The following is an 18107-nucleotide window of genomic DNA, read 5'->3' as shown; positions in this document are numbered from 1 at the left end:
GAAATAATATATTCATACTAAATAATACATAATCGGAGGAATGATCAATGACTACTACTACCGACAAAAAAGGCCTCAGGCTCTTTTCCATGCCATGGTGGTTTGCTTTAGCTGCCATACTCATTATTTACGTTGCCACTTATCTGGAGGTTCTCTCCACAGATATGGGCGGAATCATGGCCCTTATGCTTGCCATCGCCATCCCGCTCAATGAAATCGGAAAGAGAATTCCCATCTGGAACAAATATGTGGGAGGCGGACTTGTCCTTACCTTCCTCGGTACTTCTGCCCTCGTTCAGTGGAACCTGATTCCTGAAAGCTATGTGGAATCCATGGATGTATTCATGAGCGATACCAACTTCCTTACGTTTTTCATCATCGTTCTGATCACAGGTTCAGTACTATCTCTGGATAGAGACATCCTGCTGAAGAGCTTTGCAGGCTACGTTCCTGCCATCCTTGGTGGTGTTATAGGTGCCGGAATCCTTGGTTCCCTTGCAGGACTGGTCTTTGGTGTGAACCCTGCTATGATCATGCTGCAGTATGTGCTGCCAGTCATGGGTGGTGGTAACGGAGCTGGTGCAATCCCACTGTCACAGATCTATGCGGATGTGACAGGCGGAAGCAGTGATTCCTACTATGCCTTCGCCATCGTCATTCTGACCATCGCCAATATCTTCGCCATCATCTCCGGTGCTCTGCTGAACTCCCTTGGGGAGAAGAAGCCATCCTGGACTGGAGACAAGAAGACGCTTCTTAGAAACTCCACCTTTGATGTATCTGATGATGTGAACTACAAAGTTACCATGGGGGATATCGGAGCTGGTCTTTTCCTGACCGTTGCGGCGTACACCTTCGGTAGACTGATGTCAAAGAGCATCCTTCCAGAAATATTCGGAGCACCCATCCATCAGCTTGCCTACATGATTCTTTTTGTAGTGGTTCTTGCAGCTACCGGTGTTGTGCCTAAGAGCATCAGAATGGGTGCCAAGAAGCTTCAGTCCTTCACAACAACAAACCTTACCATCCTCATCATGGTTGGTGTAGGTGCAGATATGGACCTTGGAGAATTCGTTGCAGCCCTTACGCCACAGAATGCAATCATTGCACTGTTCATCGTTGTCGGTGCCATCATCGGATCCGCACTGGTCGGATACCTTGTGGGATTCTATCCCATCGACGCTGCCATCACAGCTGGTCTTTGTATGGCCAACAGAGGTGGATCTGGAGACCTGGCGGTCCTTGGTGCTGCGGACAGAATGGACCTCATCGCCTACGCACAGCTGTCCAGCCGTCTTGGCGGAGCCATCATCCTGATTCTGGGAAGCTTTGCCTTCTCCTTCATGATGTAGCTGAAGCCTTAGATTGAAACTATCATACTATCATTAGGTAGCTCCCTTAAAAGTGCACGACTCATAGACAGTCGTGCACTTTATTCATATCCCGGATTTTAATCATGTACTTTCGCTGTATTTTCATGATGGTGTGGTTGTTCCCTGATTCGTAATCGTTTATACTAGTAGTGATTGAAATTTAGACTGTCTTTCCCGCATGAAATTAAGACCGATGAAAATCCGTTTCGTGTACTTTACTGAAAGACATCCTAATAAATAGGAGGAGAAAATATGACAAAAGTCCTGCTCAATGACCTGACCGTCCGAGATGGCAATCAGAGTCTTCTTGCCACAAGAATGGAGAAAGAAGACATCATAAAGCTTGTCACCGCTCTGGACAAAGTCGGTTACAATGCCCTTGAAGTATGGGGCGGCGCCACCTTTGATTCCGCTCTGAGATTCCTGAACGAAAGCCCCTGGGAAATTCTGAGAGAAATCAGAAAAGCAGCCAAAAACACCAAGCTGTCCATGCTTCTGCGTGGTCAGAACCTGGTGGGCTACAGACACTATGACAACGACACCCTGGAAAGATTCATAAAACTTGCCATCGAAAACGGCATAGACATCATAAGAGTCTTCGATGCCTTGAATGATATGAACAACATCGAGAATTCCGTGAAGTTCATCAAGAAGCACGGCGGCCACTGCCAGTGTGCCATCAGTTACACTGTGAGCCCAGTGCATACAGAGGAATACTTCGTGAATCTCGTGAAGAAGATGGCGGACATGGGCGCAGATTCCATCTGCATCAAGGACATGGCAGGAATTCTGGTTCCTGATGCGGCCTACAGCCTGGTCAAGGCACTGAAGTCCGTAACGGATCTTCCCATAAATGTCCACAGTCACACCACTGCAGGACTCACGCACCTCGTCATGCTGAGAGCCATGGAAGCCGGCGCGGATATCGTGGATACGGTAATCTCTCCATTCTCCGGCGGAACCAGCCACATCGCTGCGGAAACTATTTACGAGACGGCCAAGAACATCGGCAGAGAAGTGGAGTATGATGCACAGGCGCTGGATGATGCCTATGAACTGGCAGACAAGATTGCCCAGAAGTACATCGACAGCGGTCAGTACAAGGCAAGAGCCCTGGTGGTCAATCCGAAGATTCTCAAGTACGAAGTACCTGGTGGAATGCTCTCGAACCTCATGAGTCAGCTTCAGGATGCAAAGATGTTCCATCGCTTCACAGAAGTGCTGAAGGAAATCCCTGAAGTGAGAAAAGACATGGGTTATCCGCCACTAGTAACGCCACTGTCCCAGATGGTGGGCACCCAGGCGGTCATGAACGTCATCAGCGGAGAACGCTACAAGATGATCCCCAACGAAATCAAGACCTACCTGAGAGGCGGCTATGGAAAGTCCCCTGCTCCCGTAGATGAAGAGATCATGAAGAAGATCCTTGGAGACGAAGTCGTTCAGCCTCCAAGACCTGTTTCCGAATTATCTCCGGTCTATGACGAAGCCAAGAAGGAAATGGAAGAGAAGCTCGGACGCGAGGCCAAGGACGAAGAAGTCCTGTCCTACATCATGAATCCGCAGCAGGCCATCCTGAAGCCCAAGACGGAGGCACCTGAAGGAAAAAGTGCCGCTCCGGTGATAGAGAACAAGAACGAAGTCGTAGAATTCGAAATGATAATAGAAAGGTAGGAAAAACAACATGGATATCAATAATTTCCAGTTTTCAGATGGCATCACCATGTCCATCTTCGCCATGCTCGTGGTTTTCCTCATCCTTGTACTCCTGCAGATGATCATTTATTCTTTCAAGTTCCTGCCACAGGATCTGAATGGAAAGAACAAAGCAGTGACAGCGGCACCAGTGGCGGCTCCTGCACATCAGGATAACGATGAAGAAGACAGAATGGTTGCGATGCTCACAGCATCTGCACTGGCCAAAGAAGAGTATCAGGGTAATGTCAAAGTAAAATCCATAAAGAGAATAGGGTAAGGAGATAAATAAATGAAAACATACAAGATCACCGTTAACGGAAAAGTATATATGGTAGAAGTAGAGGAAGCAGGAGCCAATGAGACCGCTTCAGCTCCCGTGAGCGCACCAGCTGCACCAGCTGCTGCATCACCACAGTCATCAGATGAAAAGATCGAGGCACCAATCCAGGGAACCATCATGTCCGTCAAGGTTGCTCCAGGACAGGCCGTAAAGAAGGGTCAGGTTCTGGCGATTCTGGAAGCCATGAAGCTTGAAAATGAAATCGTGTCCCCATTTGACGGAACCGTATCCACTGTTCAGGCAAAAGACGGACAGGTCGTGGATAGTGGCGCTCTTCTTATGACCATCGCAACGAAGTAGGTGGCATAAATGTTAGAAATACTAAGCGAATTTTTTGCCAGCAGCGGAATCATGCAGCTGAACGGACAGGCCCTTCTCATGATCGGCATATCTCTGTTTTTCCTCTATCTCGGCATTTATAAGAAATACGAACCTTACCTGCTCATCCCCATCGCCTTCGGTATGCTTCTGGTGAATCTGCCAGGCAACGGACTGATGGAAGAGGGCGGTCTTCTGAGACTGCTCTACATGGGGATCGAGTACGGTATCTATCCTTCTCTGATCTTCCTGGGTGTCGGAGCCTCCACAGACTTCGGTCCCCTCATCGCCAATCCCAAGAGCATGCTCCTGGGTGCAGCTGCTCAGATGGGTATCTTCTTCGCATTCCTCGGTGCCATCCTTCTTGGATATACTGCCCTTGAAGCAGCATCCATAGGAATCATCGGTGGAGCAGACGGCCCTACAGCCATCTATCTGACCAGCCAGCTGGCGGATCATCTTCTAGGACCCATCGCTCTGGCGGCTTACTCCTACATGGCTCTTGTGCCAGTGATTCAGCCACCGATCATCCGAATGCTCACCACCAAGGAAGAAAGACAGATCAAGATGAAGCAGCTGAGACCTGTTTCCAGACTGGAGAAGATTCTCTTCCCCATCATCGTGACCATCGTCGTGATTCTTCTGGTTCCAAGTGCAGCTCCTCTTGTGGGTATGCTAATGTTCGGTAACCTGATCAAGGAAGTGGGCGTTGTACCGAATCTGGTTGAAGTGGGCAAGAACGCCATGATGTACACTGTAACCATCCTCATCGGACTGACAGTAGGCGCCAAGGCGGATGCAGAAACACTACTCAACCCCAAGACCCTGGGCATCATCGCACTGGGACTTGTAGCCTTCTCCATCGGAACCGCTTCAGGCGTACTCTTCGGTAAGCTCATGAGTAAGCTCACCAAGGGTCAGATCAATCCGATGATCGGTGCAGCAGGTGTATCTGCAGTGCCAATGGCCGCAAGAGTGGTTCAGAAGGTTGGACAGGAAGAAGACCCTTCCAATTTCCTGCTCATGCATGCCATGGGACCCAACGTAGCCGGAGTCATCGGTTCTGCCATAGCAGCCGGCGTTCTCCTGAACTTCTTCGGTTAACAATTCCGATATCAGTTTATATATTCAAAAACCCTCTCGTTTCTAAGCGAGAGGGTTTTTCATATGCCTGTAACTAATCTATTCTATTTACTAGCTATTCATAAGATATTTTCCATTTTCCCCAGAAAAACAGCCAGAGAAAGAAGATCTGCCGATCCGCCTGGAGAAAGATTTCTCTTCACGAAGTCCTGATTCATTTCATGAAGCTTCTCCAATGCGGTGGGATTTCTCATCCCGCCATCCTTCATGAATCTATCTGCACTTCTTCTTACGTACTGCAGTGACTCCATGCCACCTCGGCTCACGATGTTCGAGTCTTCCACTTCACTCATGAGGATCATCAGCATGTCCAGTAGCCTGCTGTCATAGGACTGTTCCTTGTATCCACCTTCCCGTAAAACAGGAAGCACTTTTTCTCTTAATACAGGATATCCTTTTTCCGCTTCTCCTCGGATGCCTGTAAAACCATATTCTTTGTAGAGTCTTTCTCCATGAGTCAGCAGGGTTTTCTCATTAAGATTCTTAAAATCGCTCTGAATGATGCCTTTCGTCATGGACCGGATGATCTGAAACACTTCTTCCGTGTCCTTTTCAGTGAATGTCGGGAGCTGATTTTTCTGATAATCGGATCTACTCATATGGTTTCCCAGGGCAGCCAGAAGAAGTCCCATGGAAAAGATGATTCCTTTGTGGGTGTTGATGTCCTTCGTCGCTTCAAACATCCGGGCTTCAATATCCATCCCCTTTGGTCGCAGGCTTTTGAGAAGCTCCTTGAGATCCGCACCCCCATGATATCCGGAGAGAAACATCTCTTTGAATCCTTCTCGAAGGCTTACAGCACTGCGAAGAAAGGTGAAAATATCCATATCCTTGTGGGAACCGCTGTCCTTCGCATCCACAAGCCCTGGTTTGGGTGTCAGAACCGCTTCCGTGAGAATGGATTCCTCTGCAAGCTTTGCCGCTTCCTCCGCCCAATGATGTGCTCTATTTTTTTCTTCCATTACTTCTATCCTTTTCCCTGGCCTGATCATCCGCTTCCTCTTCAATTCTTCTCATTTCTTTGAGGATGAACTTCTCTGAGTAATCCAGATGCTCCGAGGTGATGATGGCCACCTGTTCATAGTTCTTCTGTCTCATATTCTGATACAGGAGCCAGTGCTCATCCAGCGCTTTTCGTCTACGGTCGTTTTCCGTAAGAGAGATGTCTCGAAAGCGCATGAGATACTGTCTCAGTTTCTTCACGATGACATCCAGTCTCGGCATTCTGCAAAACTCGTAGATCATGTCGTTGAACTGTCTGGAAAGCTCAATGACTTCTTTATAATCTCCTCTGGTATCCGCCTCATCGGTTTTTTCCAGCAGCGCTTTCATCTCATCAAACTGCTCCTCGGTCATGATCTTCATGGCATTCTGGGTAGCCAGAATATCCAGCGCCTTTCGGATCTGATAGATTTCAACCGCATCTTCAATGGTGATCTTCTTCACCACTACGCCATAGTGCGGAACATACTCCACCAGTCCTTCTTCCTGGATCCTTCGGAGGGCTTCTCTTACAGGGGTTCTGCTGATATTCATCTTCTCAGCATAGACCGACTCGTTGATTCTCTCACCCACGGGAATGATTCCTTTGATGATGGCGATTCTAAGTCCCTCAAACACGATTTCATTCAGCGGTTTGTTCTGGCTCAGATCCGCCAGCTTTATGACTTCCTTCATGTATTCATCCACTTATCGACACTCCTTTTATTCCTTCTGTTTTTCTTCTGCACACTGTATACAGGACCATTATAAAGGATTTCACAGGTCCGGACCATGCATTTCACACAAAAACAGTAAAAATGCAACCCGAAACATCCTTGATGCTGAAGCTCTCTGCACATTTTCCGGATATAAAGAAACGGCCCGAAGGCCGTTTCAAAGTTGGATCTTATTAAGCTAAGTACTTCTTCAGTGTGTCTCTTACTGCATTCTTGCCTGCAATGAGTTCCAGGAACATGCCTTCCACCTTGTCTGCCAGACCTGCTTTTTCAAGGTCCAGTCCGAACAGAATCTCATTGGACAGCACATCCTTCAGCTGACCTGTGTAGGAGGAGACATCTCCAACCTTGATGCCTTCCAGCTTGCTCTGAAGCTCTGAAAGCATCGGATCGCTGGATAACTCGAATTTTTCAAGGTTGTCATCCACACCCAGAAGATATCTCAGCCATCCGGCCAGTGCCAGAGGAATATATGTCAGTGAAGAGGCATCCAGATCCTCTCTCTTCATGTAGGACTTGATGGTTTCACCAAACCTGATGGCCACTTTCTGGCTTGTATCCGTTGCGATTCTCTGTGGGGTATCGGGAATGAATGGATTAGGCAGTCTTTCTTCAATGACTTCCTTGATGAAGCTCTTCGGGCTGATGATCTTCGGATCAACCACCACAGGCATACCTTCTTCATAACCGATCTTCTCCACCAGAGTTTTCAGCTCTTTATCGTTCATTTCAGCTGAAATGCTGTCAAAGCCCAGTACGCATCCATAGACAGCCAGTGCAGTATGAAGCGGATTCAGGCAGGTGGTCACCTTCATGGTTTCCGTATTGTTCACGGTGTCTCTGTCGGTGAAGTATACGCCTGCCTTCTCAAGTTCCGGTCTTCCATTGGGGAACTTGTCTTCCACAACCAGATACTGTGGCACTTCCGCATTGACATACGGTGCAATGAACGTATTCTTGGATGTGACCACCGGTGCCATGTTCTCCACACCCAGTTCATCCAGCATGTTCTTCACTTCTTCTGCTGGTCTAGGTGTGATTTTATCGATCATGCTCCATGGGAAGGAAATCTTCTTTTCATCATTGATGTAATCAATGAATCCCTGATCTACGAACCCTCTCTTCAGCCATTCGCCTGCGATGGTCTTCACGGATGTTTCCACCTTTTCACCATTGTGGCTGCAGTTGTCCATGCTGACCACTGCCAGAGGATACTTGCCCTTCTGGTATCTTGCATAAAGCAGGGATGTGACGACGCTCATGGCATGACTTGGGCTCGTTGGACCATTTTCAAAATCCTTGGTTACGAATGGGAATACATCTCCATTCACATTGGTTAATGCATATCCTTTTTCTGTGATGGTGAAGCTGATCATCTGAAGGGACGGATTCTCAAAAATCTCTTTCAGTCTGGCCGCATTCTTCTCATCGGACAGATTGGCCTTGACACCTTCCGCGATGCTTGCCACCACTGAGTTTGATGTGCTGCCGTCCGCATTGAGACTGACCAGCAGTGTCAGATTATCGTATGGTTCATAGATCTTGTCTATGATGTCAAAATCAAAGGTTTCCGCTGCGATGATCCCCTTATCTGTTACACCATCGTCCAGCAGGGCATGCTGCAGGTTCGCGATAAAGCCTCTGAAGATATTTCCTGCACCAAAGTGCACCCACACAGGATCCTCCTTTGTTTTTTTCACCATGCTTTCCACATCAAACTGTGGTACCTTTATTCCCTTGCTCTCGAGTTCTTTCAAGCTTTTTACCTTAAGTTCCATGATTTCACCTCTCTGATTTATTTGCCTATCTCTTGAATAGGATTGATAGTTTCAGTTTATGCCAAAGATCATTAAATATCCACAATTAATCCGTTATAAAGCAATATTTGCCATGAAGTCGAATGTAAACGCTATATTGTCATGATACAGCAGTATCCAAACAAAAAGAAAGACCAAGACAAACGCCTTGATCTCATTATTGCACCTTTACAGCATAGGCAGTATGTAGTTGATAACGAAATAAAGTACAATCAGCAGAATGATGATATATGCTCCATACTTTATGAAAGTGGATCCAACAAGACCCGGATTCTCATTTCTATTTACGTTTCTCTTTTCCACGTTTATATCTTTGTTTTCATTATCAGCCATGAATAATTCCTCCTGATTTATTATATATTATCAAATTGATTAATTTCATTATACAAATTTAAGTTGTAAACTACCAAAGAGATTCTGTATCAATTTCATTAAGATTCTCTAACAACTGGAGATACGTGAACAAACAAAATTCACAATTTAAACATTACACCCTGTAACATCTGGTATTACTTCTTTATCGAAATACGATCCACTTCAAAATTTGGAAGCGAATCAAAGATTCACATTTTCATTGAGCCCCTTGCGATATACTATTGGCTTGAGGTATTAATTTTAGTTTGAAACAAGGAAGGAAGAATAACAGTAATGATGTTTGATAAAATTTTTAGAGGTTACCGTATTGTCAGTAAAAGCTCCACCCTGTCTCTGAGTAAGGAACTTGTAGAAGAGATCAATATTGGCTTCTTTACGGACTTTATGTCCACAAAAAAGCAGTTCAGAAGTGTTGGAGATGCCATTACTCTGCAATGGATTAAAGATGGTGGGATCAAGCTTGTTCTCCCTGAAAATGGAGTATCTGAAAACAGCATGCAGCTCAAGGGATTCCTGGACTGGTATGAAAGATTCAATGATCCCTCCATGGAGAAAGTCATCGAAAGGCTGAAAGGCTATGGATTTACAGATATCACAGAGGACGAGGAGCTGAAGACAGAGCTTCAGAACGTAGTAAATCACTTTGATGATCAGCAGGAGAACCTTTCCGGTGATGAAAACGACTTACTGACAGAAATCAGAAAATACGATTCTGGTAATTGTAAGCTGAGCCAGCTGAAGCAGTATCTGGAAGATCATAATGAGGCTTTCTCGAATTTAAAGAAAAGAATATAACAAAAAAGAGTGATTCCATATACGGTTTCACTCTTTTTTGTCTTCTAAATATTTTTGTCACCCACGAATAATGTCATCACAAATTATCAATAAAGTTGTACTTCTCCCACCCCTCTAACCCCCTATCTACCCCATTCTTGAATTGACCACAATTTCCACAATTGTTTATCCAATTCTTGTTTCTGCCTATTTTTCCACCTTTAAAGTTGTTTCAAAACAGATTTTTACCCTCTATTTCTTTCAAAAATCGAATATAGTTATCCCAATTATCAACACCCTCTTTTTCTCTCTTTTTTCACTGTGCCCCTCACTTTTCTCAATGTTATCCCTCGTATAAATGATTGAACGCTAGACAAATCAACTCTAGCGATATTGTGTTGCACTCTATTTCATAGAAATATTCGAGATATCATAGGACCATAATAGCCTGAGTAAAATGCTCGGAGAAAGGCTTGGGATAAGGCTTGAAGGAATCAGGGAAAAACTCTGTAATCCTTCTTGTTTTTTTGTCTCAATAAAGTAAGTGCCTGATATAGGCGTCCTTACGGACGCAAAGAAGGATAAATGAATGGGATATGATTGGATTGTGGTGTAAGAATGGGGTGATGATTGGGATAGTGGATGAACTTGGGTTAATCGTTGGGTGGATGATTAGGGTAAGCTCTGCAATCATTATGTACCAATGGATTAAGAGGATAGGGGGAGCGTCCGCAAGGACGCAAAGGAAGGGGGAAGGGTTGGGGAAAGGTTGGGAATAAAAAAGAGCGAGGCAGTTGATGCTGCTTCTCGCTCTAAGGGGTGTTTAAATTTTTGGGATGACTTTGTTTTGATGGGTCATAGTAGATTTCCTTTACTAAATAACCACAGATTCTATTTTTAAATATATTTATAATATTGTTTAATCTATTTTTATACTTTACAATAATATTGTCATTAATAACTAAACTTGAAACAATAGGAGCACTACATGAAGAAACGAATACTTATAACTGTTATTGTAACAATCATTATTACTTTTTCAATTTTTTACCTACTCGGATATGGTTTTCTATCCCCATCAGCTGAACAGGCTACAGCAAGCCTCAATAATCAGAGCAAAGGCTATAAAATAAATGAAAATCTTTACCACATTAAACTTGAAGAAGTAATCAGAGAAACAGAGCCCACAGAAATAATAATTGATGTGCCAGAATTCAACATTAATTATTCATTTTTTGCTGAAGGCACTAAGATGCAAACAAAATACACATACCGCAGACTAATGAAAGGGAATGTCCAAAAATCCTATAAAATCATAAATGAAGAGGTCGTAACTGAAATGTCTCCTCGTTATTTCTTTAGAGGAACGTTAGAAGGAAACGATAATAAGGATTTCATCAATCTAAGGATGCTTGAATTGGAAAGAGAGGGAGAAACAAGACTTCTTGAGGCAAAAGGCCCAACCCCCGATTTTGACAAAGATAATTACTGGGACGAATCCGTGCTTTATCTTGATGGTGAACGAATAATCGAATTTGAATTCGGAGAAAGTCGTTTCTTAGAAACACCATCATTGGATTTTCTTCTTTATTATGCAGAAGTTCTTGAAGTCGAAATGCATGTCGAAGAAATAAAGAAAGCTTATGAAACTGTAGTTAATAATGGTAATGATTATCGAAGTTCTGAAATCATTGCAGGGATTAAAGACGGGAAGTTTATCATCTGGTTTGAAAATGTTCACAGCTTCTTTGATAGTGATTTCATAGAAGCAAGGCTTTTTAAAAGAATGTCAAAAAGCACGGCCTTTCAGGAGAAATACTACCCAGACCCAATGGTCTTATACGAGAAATACAAAGACGCCGCTATTGTAAGACCCTAAGCATAGTAAAGAGCCCTCAACGGGGCTCTTTTTCAATGTCTATAATCTCTTTGTGCCGAACTCTGCCAGTTTACCTCTTCTACTTCCTGCACTCAGGTCCATGGTGATGTGACCAATGATGTACTCATCTTTTCCTTCTTCAATAAGATGAACCAGTCCATAACTAAAGTTATCAAGATGCTGAATGATTAATTTAAAATCATTTCATTCTGCATGAATTACTCATAATCAGACCTATACACCAACAGATATTTCGATTAAGTACGACATTGTCTTAAAGTTAAAAGCATCAGCCAATAGATATTCATCTGGGATTACGAACGAAACAATAGTATTATGACCACTGCTCAGATTTAAGTTATTAAACTCTCCGATTTTAAGATTTTCAGCAATAGTAATCTCTGTATTCTCTTCTTCCTCTTCTAAAAGTTCTATTAATGAGAATTTATCAATCGATATGGTATCAACTAAATCATTCTTTCCATTGGTAATATTGAGTTCAACAAACAAACCTTCCTCCTCATAGTAGAGTTTTGATAGCGTTGCTTCAATTTTGTTTTCAGTCATATCAAACGTGTCATTTACAAAGAAAATATCTTTGGTTTCTTCAAGCTCCGCTTCTCCAAGGCTACCATTATAAACCCAAGGTTCGCCATCTGTAATATCTACAATCGTTTCTTTCTGCATTGTATCTGATTTATTTGAATCACCATTCTCAAACTGAGGTTCTTGAGAACATCCTGTGACTACCAGCATAGTCAATACCAACATTAGAATCTTTTTCATTATTAATGTTTCCTCCAGATATGATAAATTATATTTATATAATATAATATTGTATAAATAGTTTCAACACATTGAAACAATTCTTAACTCTTGAGCTATCTCCAATTCTATAATTCAAGTATGAATACTTTACACCTTGTTAATTGAAAGAGAGCCATACTCATAATGAAAAAAAAAGAAGATTCAGCAGAGCTGAATCCTCTAAGATACATTTTCTTTCGTCCAAAGACTATCCATGTCGTGGTGAATGCATAAACCCAAAAGGAACTACGACCAATCACCTCATGGCAAGTAATCAATCATCATCGCCCTACAAAATGCACAAGTCATTTGTTCTATTTTGTATTATCCACGTTTTCCATAGTACTGTCAATTATAAAATAGATGACTAATATTCCTCAATATCTAATACTCCAGATATTGCATGGTTGACAACAAAGAATCTTCCCAAGTTTCATTTCAGAATTTGTCTACGGATGAACTCATAGTAGTTATAGGTTTATTACCAAAGAGTATCTATGAAAAAAGAATGAATATGAACATTTTTTTCTTATGTTCAAGTAGTTTGTCTATTTCCTCTCTGGTGATTTCTTTTAATAATAATTTCTCTTCTAAACATTTGACACTTGATAACTTAAATATATTGCTTAAGCACCGTAACAATGTAGGAATAAAAATAACTGTAATTACCAATTCTAAAAATTTCATTTCCGAATTCACTTCACCAGAATTCAAGCTTAATATACTAGGTAATGTATTCCAAATAATAGTTCCACTTACAACAACCGCAACTAAATTATAAGCTAAATTACGTCTTCTATCAGAGATTTCAGTATTAAACCTTTCTGTCACCAGTACATTTCTTTGTTTATCCTCTTTAGATTTGCTCATCTCAATCTCTTGTCTCAGAATTTCTATTTCTTGTTGATGCTCTTCTTTATTAATACTAGTTGCTTCTTCTAATTTTCTTAATCTCTCTTCCTGTTTTTCGTATATTTCATCTATATATTCTGGAATCTTTTCTTCAGCATATGATATTTTATCTTCAAAAGTTATAGTGTTCGCAATATTTTCGTATTCATTTTCAACAAAAATATCAAACAAAGCTTTCTGCTTTTCAGCTGTCTCAGCCTTTTGTGCTATTACTTGCATTGTAGCTAAGACAACATCTGGGTCTCTTTTTTCTTCATGTTGCACATTTCTAATAAAACTAACAAAAGACTTATAATCGTCACTTGTTCTGTTACCGAATCTAAGTATAATGCTTAGCCAATTACTAGGATAAATAGTAACAGGATAGGTATCTTTTTCACTTGCTTCCCAATTAATTAGATTTTTATCAGAAGTTAGAAAAAACTCTTTAAGTTCTCTAAATGTTTGTCCTTGATTTTTCCTCATACTTTCAATGTAAAATATATTGATTGCATCAGGTTTAACTTCTTTTTCTGTTTTGTTTTTATATCTAGAAATAGATTCAACATATTTTTTTATCTGTATTCTTTCATGCCCAGAAACAGTGTCATACAAGTCTTTTTTATCTTCATGTATTTTAAACTCTCTAATCATTTCTTCATATTCTGCTTGGATTTTAGCTAAGTAAAATTTAGTATTCCCACTATTTGAGTCATAGAAATCTCTCATAATTGCATTATCAATCGGCTCTGTATATCTAATTGGTGAAGGTAATTTTTCAATTTTCAGCAACTGATGTTTAATAGAGTCAAAGAACTCTTTCTTACTAGCGTCTGATATCCTAATTTGTTGCCCCGTCTCAATACATCTCTCAATTAAGTTTCGCACTTTTATTCTTCTCTGCTCACCATTAATCCCGAGCAACCTATAAATAATATTAGTATCTAGGTACAGTGTTTTTTTCAGTATATTGGGCTCTTGTGATTTTAAGTCTATTCCACCACTCAGTATAACGTATTCAAGTGCCAGACTACCTATATCATATATCGCCTTATTCTTATTATCATCATCATAATCTAAAAACTCGTTGATTATCTTCTTTTCAATTTCAGTAATCTTCAAATCATCTAATAACTCTGTTTTATCTAAATGCACATCAAACATTCTAGAGCTTTTCTCGATATTCTGCACAAAAACTAAGTAAAGAAATTTTTCAATCATTTGGGTAAACCCCTCAATTGAAATTAAATTCTTAAGTTCTTCGTTTGCATTATAATACTCATTCATATAATGATAGATGGAGTTTAGGCTCTCTTGTGAAGCAATTAAGCTATACCTCTTCTCGCTAAGGCGAACTAAAATATTACAATGCTCGAAATGATGCTTTGAACAATGTCCGCCAATATACTCAAAGTATTTTGAACTATATATGACCTTGTGAATTTCATCGATATGTAACTCAATATCAAAAGTGTCTTTTATCATTTCTGGTAAGTTAGAACAAACAACTGATTCATTGTTGCATAAAACAAAAAATGCTTCAATAATTTTTCTAATAGTTGTCTTTCTGCTAAATGAAGAAGTATCATCAGTGTACATCAATGCACCGAGGCGATATAAGTTATTATTCATAGATATCCTCCTATCAAACTTGTCCGTATACTGATTACATTATAATGTTCTAGGTTCAAAAATAATAGTATATATACTATTTATAATCATAAATAAGTATATTTTAATCCACACTTTATTGTATAAGACAACTTAAATATTATTAAATCAAAAAAAGAGAGTCATTTTGACTCTCCGAACCTGGTTCTCATTAGTGGGGGAAACTAACTCCAACCGATGAGATAAAATGTACTATATATAGTACTCCTTTGTTTCTCATAAATTATTATATGCATTTCCTCATTAAATTATTTCAATTTTTGCAGTCACTTAAAATGATTTCCATTAATTAATTTCTCCCCGAACTCTCTCAATTTATCTTTATACCTATAATTTATTTTGGAAGCTTCAAAGAGTGAATTATATGTTACTACTGTTATCGTCTTTAATTTATCGTATGTGTGCATCAACTTTCTTTTATGAAATTCATCGACAGTTTCCACCTCTTTATTTAAATAATCCATTGTTTTTGGGATTTTGTTCTTTTTCTTATATACCCAACCCTTTATGTTGAGATACGCTGCTACCCTTCCAACAGTTATTCTCTTATTTCCTCTCGCTTTCATTGCTTCTACTATATTCCTAGCCTCTACGTAAAGCTTCTCATCTCTTCTCCCCCAATTCACTCTATCATTGGAAGTATTATTCTTTCTTATGTATCTTTCATTCATCCATTCTTTATCATACTTTTTGAGCCATGAATAAATATGGTCGTGTTTTTCTCGAATGGCATGGCTGCTTAAATCTGGATTTTCTTTATGCCATTTTTCCCAGAATTTTTCCATTTCTTTTTTCTTCTTTATAAATTCTTCAGTTTCCTCATAAGTTCTCTCATATCTTCTTCCACCATTGTATTTCCACTCCGCAGCTATTCCCAATCGTTCAGTAGCAAGAATAATCGTTTTTCTGCTTGTTCCTAAAATTTTACAGATTTCACGCTGTGATTTACCCATCTTAATAAGTTCCACTAAGTTTTTGTCCCAAGCATTTTGGAAGTAACTCCGAATATCTATTTTGTCTAAATCAAGTGTTGCAGCAAAAAACTCTTTGGGATGAATGTTCAAAAACTGGAGCAGAATCAAGTGTCTTGTTACATCTGGATTTTTAACTCCTGATACCAGAATATCCTTAACCCAGTTGTAGCTTTCATTAGATTTCATCATTCGCAAGTATTCATCTGAAAAATACTCTTTCAAGTCTTCAATAAACTTAGCTACCTTCGTGTAATTGTTCAGTCTAACATACCCTTTCTCGAACAAGATGATTCTATATCTCTTCTTAATCCAATCAAGACTTTTTGATTGAGGATTTTCAAGTAGATATTTCGCCCATTCTGCATACATTTCTATATGCTTCATTGTTTGTAATGAATAAACTTCAGAACGGGCTGCCACCACTTCACTTGTTTCTTTAAGTTCCTTCCATATCTGTCTATTAGGAGGATTCCTGAGAACGTTACTGTCTTTAGTTATAATTTTATGTCTAGTGCATTGAAATACACCTGAAATCTGATGCTCACGATGAAAATAAGGCATGCCAAATTTTTTCATATCGTCAATATAGCATGATGGACAATATCTGAGATACCTGTGAAAACTAACGCCTCCACTTACAAGCCCTAACTTAATGTGAACTCCTTTTCCATCTGACTCAAGCATTCGCTTAATAATTTCTTTTTTGATTTCTGGACTTTTGAACGCACAATAGAAGTTAAGAAGAGTATTTTTCTCGATTATACTTCTTACATCTAGCTGTATTGTACTTGGCATGGATAGACTCAACATATTCAATCTAGATGGAAACTCAATCGTGCTTACAGCAGTCTTTGTCTGAAACACATCATCAACTGTATGTATAGCTGCATTATTCCCTGTCATTGTGTTGTATCGGGCCATTATGCTGTAAAATAACTCATCTGGATACGCTACTGGAAAGAAATACACTTCATCGACCTCCAAACAATACACTGTCTTTTTCAATGATATAACCCGCATCTTTCAAAGATATATATGCAGATTCCCCCCTCAATCCAGCTTCTTTCACTATCACCCTGATGTCGTGAGGGTCCGCAAAGCTTTTTAACTGCATTTGCTTATTCCCTTTTCTAAGACTATCAGTAGTCTTAATCACTATATGACATTTATCATTATTCTTTAGCGTTTCGGGAATTCTGATATCAGAGTATACTAATTCCTCGAATGGATTCTGACTTTCGATTGCTTTCATCATAGGTTCTAGAAGTTTTAAAGTCTTTTTTGCAGACTCTTTAATAATGTGTGGATTTACTCTATCAAATCCACTCCTCATAGCCAGTACTTGAGAAGATATGTGAATCTTCTTCAAAATATCAACAACACCTCCAGAAGCTCTATGAAATGCATCAAGAATTCCAGTATCGCAGACGGCCTTCTCTTGGGTTATCTGATACCTCATTAGAGACTCAACAAGTAGCCCCCATATTTTATCATTATCATGCTTATCCCAGATAAAGGTATCCATCGCTGATACCATTCTTCTTGCCAATCTAAAATCTTGTCTCAAAACACTAATACCAGAGGGTGTAGAGACGAATATTATTGGTACTCCTGCTGTGTTGCTCAGATTAACAAAGAAATTCATTATCATCATTTTATTTTTGTTTGATACATGTTCTAAATGTTGCACTTCATCAATGAGGATAACGCCAAGATTACAAGATTGGCTCACTTTATAGATGGATTGCATCATTACATCTGTTGTAGCACGATTCTTTATAAAACGCTCATAGTAGTTTGTTTTTAGTAATGAATCAATTTCAGAGTAGAATTCTAATAAGAGACTCTTCAACGACCCGTCAAAAGGTGTATTTAGCTTTAGCCATACAACTTGTGTTGTTTGGATTGGCTGACTCTTATACTCATTATGATAAATAACCTGTTCATACATAGAAAGTATTCTGCTTATAGTTGTTGATTTTCCTATTCCTGAAATTCCGATAATAGCTATGCTTGGAGGTTGAGAGAAATCCCCGCTTCTCGCCAATGGATTGCGATTAACATAACCTGCTCTGATTAATCTATCAACACTTTCCTTCAGGTCTATAGTTTGCGGAATAGGTTGAAAAACAGTTTGAATCGTATCGAGTGCATAAATCTTTGATTGCTCATCCAGTAGCTGAATTGATTCGGGCCAATCAGCAATTATACTTAAATCTCTAATTTCATCAAGTTTACTTTTTTTAATTGGTAATGCTTCTATGAGAGGGTTCCCGCAATATTGAGGTATATTTGTCTCATTATACATTGCTTTTATGCCATTCATCCC

15 protein-coding genes are annotated in these 18107 nt (G+C 40.2%); 7 read left to right on the top strand and 8 right to left on the bottom strand.

All coding sequences use genetic code 11. The features are described 5' to 3' along the window. Window positions 1–47 precede the first annotated feature (47 nt). The 5 genes from citS (at window position 48) to J3A84_RS05600 (ending at window position 4833) form a co-directional block, all read left to right on the top strand. Complete coding sequence (citS, locus tag J3A84_RS05620; protein WP_207599025.1) at window positions 48–1352, top strand: citrate/sodium symporter CitS; 1305 nt, start codon at window positions 48–50, stop codon at window positions 1350–1352. Between the two features lie 273 nt (window positions 1353–1625). Continuing rightward, window positions 1626–3047 (top strand): pyruvate carboxylase subunit B, encoded by a 1422-nt coding sequence (locus J3A84_RS05615; protein WP_207599024.1) that lies wholly within the window; start codon window positions 1626–1628, stop codon window positions 3045–3047. A 10-nt stretch (window positions 3048–3057) separates the two neighbouring features. Further along, complete coding sequence (locus tag J3A84_RS05610) at window positions 3058–3348, top strand: OadG family transporter subunit (protein ID WP_207599023.1); 291 nt, start codon at window positions 3058–3060, stop codon at window positions 3346–3348. A 12-nt stretch (window positions 3349–3360) separates the two neighbouring features. Further along, complete coding sequence (locus J3A84_RS05605) at window positions 3361–3711, top strand: biotin/lipoyl-containing protein (RefSeq protein ID WP_207599022.1); 351 nt, start codon at window positions 3361–3363, stop codon at window positions 3709–3711. A 9-nt stretch (window positions 3712–3720) separates the two neighbouring features. After that, on the top strand, window positions 3721–4833 hold the full coding sequence (locus J3A84_RS05600; RefSeq protein WP_207599021.1) for a sodium ion-translocating decarboxylase subunit beta: 1113 nt from the start codon (window positions 3721–3723) through the stop codon (window positions 4831–4833). 98 nt (window positions 4834–4931) lie between these two features. Here the strand turns inward: J3A84_RS05600 and citG are convergent, their stop codons facing one another. From citG to J3A84_RS05580, 4 genes are all read right to left on the bottom strand, one after another. Next, window positions 4932–5834 (bottom strand): triphosphoribosyl-dephospho-CoA synthase CitG, encoded by a 903-nt coding sequence (gene citG / locus J3A84_RS05595; protein ID WP_207599020.1) that lies wholly within the window; start codon window positions 5832–5834, stop codon window positions 4932–4934. Further along, the gene (locus J3A84_RS05590; protein ID WP_342590940.1) at window positions 5818–6561 is read right to left on the bottom strand and encodes a GntR family transcriptional regulator; all 744 of its coding nucleotides are present in this window, start codon (window positions 6559–6561) and stop codon (window positions 5818–5820) included. Before J3A84_RS05590 ends, citG begins: the two co-directional genes overlap by 17 nt. Before the next feature lie 202 nt (window positions 6562–6763). Further along, a complete protein-coding gene (locus tag J3A84_RS05585) occupies window positions 6764–8368 on the bottom strand; it encodes a mannitol dehydrogenase family protein (RefSeq protein WP_207599019.1) in 1605 nt (534 codons plus the stop codon). A 207-nt stretch (window positions 8369–8575) separates the two neighbouring features. Next, window positions 8576–8740 carry a hypothetical protein gene (locus J3A84_RS05580; protein ID WP_207599101.1) on the bottom strand — a complete coding sequence of 55 codons (165 nt, stop codon included), beginning with the start codon at window positions 8738–8740 and terminating at the stop codon, window positions 8576–8578. 315 nt (window positions 8741–9055) lie between these two features. Between J3A84_RS05580 and J3A84_RS05575 the strand changes: the two genes are divergently transcribed. Together J3A84_RS05575 and J3A84_RS05570 are read left to right on the top strand one after the other, a co-directional pair. Then, a complete protein-coding gene (locus tag J3A84_RS05575; protein WP_207599018.1) occupies window positions 9056–9577 on the top strand; it encodes a hypothetical protein in 522 nt (173 codons plus the stop codon). A 967-nt stretch (window positions 9578–10544) separates the two neighbouring features. Next, window positions 10545–11435 (top strand): hypothetical protein, encoded by an 891-nt coding sequence (locus J3A84_RS05570; RefSeq protein WP_207599017.1) that lies wholly within the window; start codon window positions 10545–10547, stop codon window positions 11433–11435. Between the two features lie 234 nt (window positions 11436–11669). Here the strand turns inward: J3A84_RS05570 and J3A84_RS05565 are convergent, their stop codons facing one another. From J3A84_RS05565 to J3A84_RS05550, 4 genes are all read right to left on the bottom strand, one after another. After that, complete coding sequence (locus J3A84_RS05565; RefSeq protein ID WP_207599016.1) at window positions 11670–12221, bottom strand: hypothetical protein; 552 nt, start codon at window positions 12219–12221, stop codon at window positions 11670–11672. A 516-nt stretch (window positions 12222–12737) separates the two neighbouring features. Beyond that, complete coding sequence (locus J3A84_RS05560; protein ID WP_207599015.1) at window positions 12738–14765, bottom strand: hypothetical protein; 2028 nt, start codon at window positions 14763–14765, stop codon at window positions 12738–12740. A gap of 305 nt (window positions 14766–15070) precedes the next feature. After that, window positions 15071–16783 (bottom strand): TnsD family Tn7-like transposition protein, encoded by a 1713-nt coding sequence (locus J3A84_RS05555; RefSeq protein ID WP_207599014.1) that lies wholly within the window; start codon window positions 16781–16783, stop codon window positions 15071–15073. Continuing rightward, entirely contained in the window at window positions 16749–18104 is a 1356-nt protein-coding gene (locus J3A84_RS05550; RefSeq protein WP_207599013.1) for an AAA family ATPase, read from the bottom strand. The genes J3A84_RS05555 and J3A84_RS05550 overlap by 35 nt, the downstream gene beginning before the upstream one ends. Window positions 18105–18107 lie beyond the last annotated feature (3 nt).

It is taken from the genome of Proteiniclasticum aestuarii (assembly GCF_017368455.1).
GTDB classification, from domain to species: domain Bacteria; phylum Bacillota; class Clostridia; order Clostridiales; family Clostridiaceae; genus Proteiniclasticum; species Proteiniclasticum aestuarii.
This window is presented reverse-complemented; position numbering and strand designations above follow the sequence as displayed.

Coding starts and splice junctions, on each gene's coding strand:
- citS (WP_207599025.1), top strand. CDS start 48: ATGACTACTACTACCGACAAAAAAGGCCTCAGGCTCTTTTCCATGCCA.
- J3A84_RS05615 (WP_207599024.1), top strand. CDS start 1,626: ATGACAAAAGTCCTGCTCAATGACCTGACCGTCCGAGATGGCAATCAG.
- J3A84_RS05610 (WP_207599023.1), top strand. CDS start 3,058: ATGGATATCAATAATTTCCAGTTTTCAGATGGCATCACCATGTCCATC.
- J3A84_RS05605 (WP_207599022.1), top strand. CDS start 3,361: ATGAAAACATACAAGATCACCGTTAACGGAAAAGTATATATGGTAGAA.
- J3A84_RS05600 (WP_207599021.1), top strand. CDS start 3,721: ATGTTAGAAATACTAAGCGAATTTTTTGCCAGCAGCGGAATCATGCAG.
- citG (WP_207599020.1), bottom strand. CDS start 5,834: ATGGAAGAAAAAAATAGAGCACATCATTGGGCGGAGGAAGCGGCAAAG.
- J3A84_RS05585 (WP_207599019.1), bottom strand. CDS start 8,368: ATGGAACTTAAGGTAAAAAGCTTGAAAGAACTCGAGAGCAAGGGAATA.
- J3A84_RS05580 (WP_207599101.1), bottom strand. CDS start 8,740: ATGGCTGATAATGAAAACAAAGATATAAACGTGGAAAAGAGAAACGTA.
- J3A84_RS05575 (WP_207599018.1), top strand. CDS start 9,056: ATGATGTTTGATAAAATTTTTAGAGGTTACCGTATTGTCAGTAAAAGC.
- J3A84_RS05570 (WP_207599017.1), top strand. CDS start 10,545: ATGAAGAAACGAATACTTATAACTGTTATTGTAACAATCATTATTACT.
- J3A84_RS05565 (WP_207599016.1), bottom strand. CDS start 12,221: ATGAAAAAGATTCTAATGTTGGTATTGACTATGCTGGTAGTCACAGGA.
- J3A84_RS05560 (WP_207599015.1), bottom strand. CDS start 14,765: ATGAATAATAACTTATATCGCCTCGGTGCATTGATGTACACTGATGAT.
- J3A84_RS05550 (WP_207599013.1), bottom strand. CDS start 18,104: ATGAATGGCATAAAAGCAATGTATAATGAGACAAATATACCTCAATAT.